The organism is Methylobacterium sp. B1 (assembly GCF_000333255.1).
GTDB lineage: Bacteria > Pseudomonadota > Alphaproteobacteria > Rhizobiales > Beijerinckiaceae > Methylobacterium > Methylobacterium fujisawaense.
Genome location: NZ_BACT01001014.1, coordinates 1 through 3380, shown reverse-complemented (window position 1 = coordinate 3380; position 3380 = coordinate 1). Strand labels below are relative to the sequence as shown.

Below are 3380 nucleotides of genomic sequence, written 5' to 3'. Positions count from 1 at the left end.
GCCCCGACCGTGGGCTCGGGGGGCAGGCCGTAGGCCGCGAGGTCGACGAGGCTGCCGCTGCCGAGGTCGTCCGCCAGCGGCACGCCCCGCTCCCGGCAGAGGGCGTGGAGGGCGACGGGATCCGCCGCCGCGGTGAAGCCCGCGATGGCGTAGTTGCTCGGATGCACCTTCATCACCAGGCCGGTGCGGGGCCCGAGGGCCTCCGCGTAGTCGCGCAGGTGGGTGCGGTTGGTGGTGCCGACCTCGCGCAGGCGGCAGCCGGCCCGCACCATCACGTCCGGCACCCGGAACGAGCCGCCGATCTCCACGAGCTCGCCGCGGGAGACCACCACCTCCTTGCGCATGGCGAGCGCGTTCAGCACCAGCAGGACCGCCGCCGCGTTGTTGTTGACGACCACCGCGGCCTCGGCGCCGGTCAGGCGGCAGATCAGCGCCTCGACATGGTCGTCGCGCTCGCCGCGGGCGCCGGTCGCCAGATCGAATTCGAGGTTGCTCGCCTGCACCATCACGGCGGCCACCGCCTCCGCGGCCGAGCGGGGCAGCAGGGCGCGACCGAGATTGGTGTGGAGCACCGTCCCGGTCAGGTTGAAGACCGGCCGCAGGGACGGGCGGCGCTCGGCGGCGAGCCGCGCGGACGCTTCGGCCCGGATCGCCGCCGCGTCCGGGACGGGGCCGCCCCCGGCCCGGATTCCCGCCAGAACCGTCCGGATGGCGTCCGTGAAGGCCGTCCGTCCGTAGGTCTCGAGTTCCGCGGGCGACGCGGCGCCGACGAGGCGCTCCACCGAGGGGATCCGGCGCGGGGACGGCACCGGATCGTCGGCCGGGGGGGTGGGGACGGGCGCATTCATGTCAGGTCAGAGATAACCATCCCCCGGCACGGAGCCAGTCCGTTCCGGCGCGGATAATGCGCGCAGGTTGTTCAGTCTCCGCCCCGACGGTAAGGGCAGATCTGGAATCGGCGGCCGAGAGTCCATCGCACCCGCGCGGGGCGGGCTCGGCCGCGCCCCCGCCGAGCCCTCTCGGGAGACGCCGCCATGTCCCGATCTTCGATCCAGATCCACCCGATGATCCTGTGCGGGGGGACGGGGACGCGGCTGTGGCCGGCGTCGCGGGAGAGCATGCCCAAGCAGTTCGCCCGGCTGGTGGATGCCGAGCGCTCGACCTTCCAGGCGACGCTGGCGCGGGGTGTCGGACACGTCCGTCTTCGCCAAGCCCACGGTCATCGCCTCGGCCGAGCCCGCTTCATCGTCGCCGAGCAGCGCGACCAGCTGGGTCTTGCCGCCGACATCCTGCTGGAGCCGCAGGGCCGCGACTCGGCCGCCGCCGTGGCGGTGGCCGCGCTGCACGCCGCCGCCGCCGACCCGCAGGCCGTGGTGCTGATCCTGGCCGCCGACCACGTCGTGCCCGACACGGAGGCCTTCGTCGACGCGGTGCGGCGCGCGGCCGCCGGCGCCCAGGCCGGCTACACCATGACGCTCGGCATCGAGCCGGACCGGCCCGCCACCGATTACGGCTACATCCGCCGGGGCGAGCCGATCGCCGAGGCGCCCGGCGCGGCCCGGGTCGCCCGCTTCGTCGAGAAGCCCGACCGGGCCGGCGCCGAGGCGCTGATCACGGACGGGGCCCTTTGGAACTCGGGCTACTTCCTGTTCCGCGCCGACCTGATGCTGGCCGAGCTGGAGGCGTTCGTCCCCGAGGTGCTGGCGGCCGCGCGCGCGGCGCTGGAGGCGGCGGTGACCGACCTCGACTTCGTGCGCCTCGATGCGGCGGCCTTCGCCCAGGCACCCAAGATCTCGATCGACTACGCGGTGATGGAGCGGACCGCCCGGGCCGGGGTGCTGCCGGTGTCGTTCTCGTGGTCGGATGTCGGCACCTGGGACGCGGTCTGGCAGGTGCTGGACCACGACGCGGAAGGCAATGCCGTGCGGGGCCGGGTGTCGCTGATCGGCACGAAGAACAGCCTCGTGCACAGCCAGGGCGAGGGCCTGACCGCGGTGGTCGGGCTGGAGGACGTGGTGGTGGTCTCCACCCCCGACGCGGTGCTGGTGGCCTCCAAGGCGCATTCGGGTCAGGTGAAGGATCTGGTCAACGCCCTGCGGGCCTCGGGCGCACCGGAGGCGGACGCGCATCTGCGGATGTACCGGCCCTGGGGCTGGTACCAGCGCATCGACATCGGCGAGCGCTTCCAGGTGAAGCGGATCCAGGTGGTGCCGGGCGGGCGCCTGTCGCTGCAGAAGCACTACCACCGGGCGGAGCACTGGGTCGTGGTGCGCGGCACCGCCGAGGTGACGATCGACGACCGGGTGGTGCTGGTCCACGAGAACGAGGCGGTCTACCTGCCGATCGGCTCGATGCACCGGCTGGCCAATCCGGGGAAGATCCCGCTGGAGCTGATCGAGGTCCAGGTCGGCTCCTACACCGGCGAGGACGACATCATCCGCGTCGAGGACATCTACGGACGCTGAGCGCGCAGGACCCGACGTCGCTGCGACCCGATCGCCCGCAGGCGCGCTCGGAACATGCGGCCTCCCCGATCGATAGCACAGCGTGTGGCCGCTTCCGTGCGGCCGCGCCGGGCAGCATCGGGGATACCGCATGACGCATAAGCCGCTCCGCGCGCAGGTGATCGTGATCACCGGCGCCTCGTCGGGCATCGGCCTCGCCACGGCCCGTATGGCGGCCGAACGCGGCGCTCGGGTGGTGCTGGCGGCGCGCAGCGGCGACGCTCTGGCGCGCATCCGGGCCGAGATCGAGGGCGTCGGCGGCAAGGCGATCGACGTCGTGGCCGATGTCGGCCGGCGGGCCGACGTGCAGGCGGTCGCCGACCGGGCCGTGGCGACCTTCGGCGGTTTCGACACCTGGGTGAACGTCGCGGGCGGCTCGATCTACGGCCGGCTGCGCGAGATCAGCGACGCCGACCATGAGCGCCTGATCCAGACCAACCTCTGGGGCACCGTCTACGGGTCCCTGGTGGCGACCGAGCACCTGCGGCAGCACGGTGGCGCCCTCATCAACGTCGGCAGCATCGCCTCGGATCTCGCCTTCCCGTACCAGGGCATGTACGCGGCCTCGAAACACGCCGTGAAGGGCTTCACCGATGCCCTGCGCATGGAGCTGATGGACGAGAAGGCGCCGGTCTCGGTGACGCTGATCAAGCCGGCCTCGATCGACACGCCCCTGCCCCAGCGGGCGCGCAACTACATGGACCGCGAACCGAGCCTGCCGCCTCCGATCTACCCACCGGAGGAGGTCGCCAACGCCATCCTGCACGCGGCCGTGCACCCGCAGCGCGACATCATCGTGGGCGGGGCCGGCAAGGCCTTCGTGGCCGGCAAGGAATTCGCTCCCGGGGCCTACGACCACCTCAGCTCGGCGATCAT

3 protein-coding genes are annotated in these 3380 nt (G+C 72.7%); 2 read left to right on the top strand and 1 reads right to left on the bottom strand.

Going from position 1 to position 3380, the window contains the following annotated elements; genetic code table 11:
• Window positions 1-848, bottom strand: an 848-nt coding sequence (selA, locus tag I53_RS28120; protein ID WP_083936183.1) for an L-seryl-tRNA(Sec) selenium transferase, incomplete at its 3' end; no start/stop codon positions are given.
• 186 nt (window positions 849-1034) lie between these two features.
• Between selA and I53_RS28115 the strand changes: the two genes are divergently transcribed.
• The gene (locus I53_RS28115) at window positions 1035-2465 is read left to right on the top strand and encodes a mannose-1-phosphate guanylyltransferase/mannose-6-phosphate isomerase (RefSeq protein ID WP_251982481.1); all 1431 of its coding nucleotides are present in this window, start codon (window positions 1035-1037) and stop codon (window positions 2463-2465) included.
• A 130-nt stretch (window positions 2466-2595) separates the two neighbouring features.
• A partial coding sequence (locus tag I53_RS28110) for an SDR family oxidoreductase (protein ID WP_043357217.1) occupies window positions 2596-3380 on the top strand: 785 nt, incomplete at its 3' end.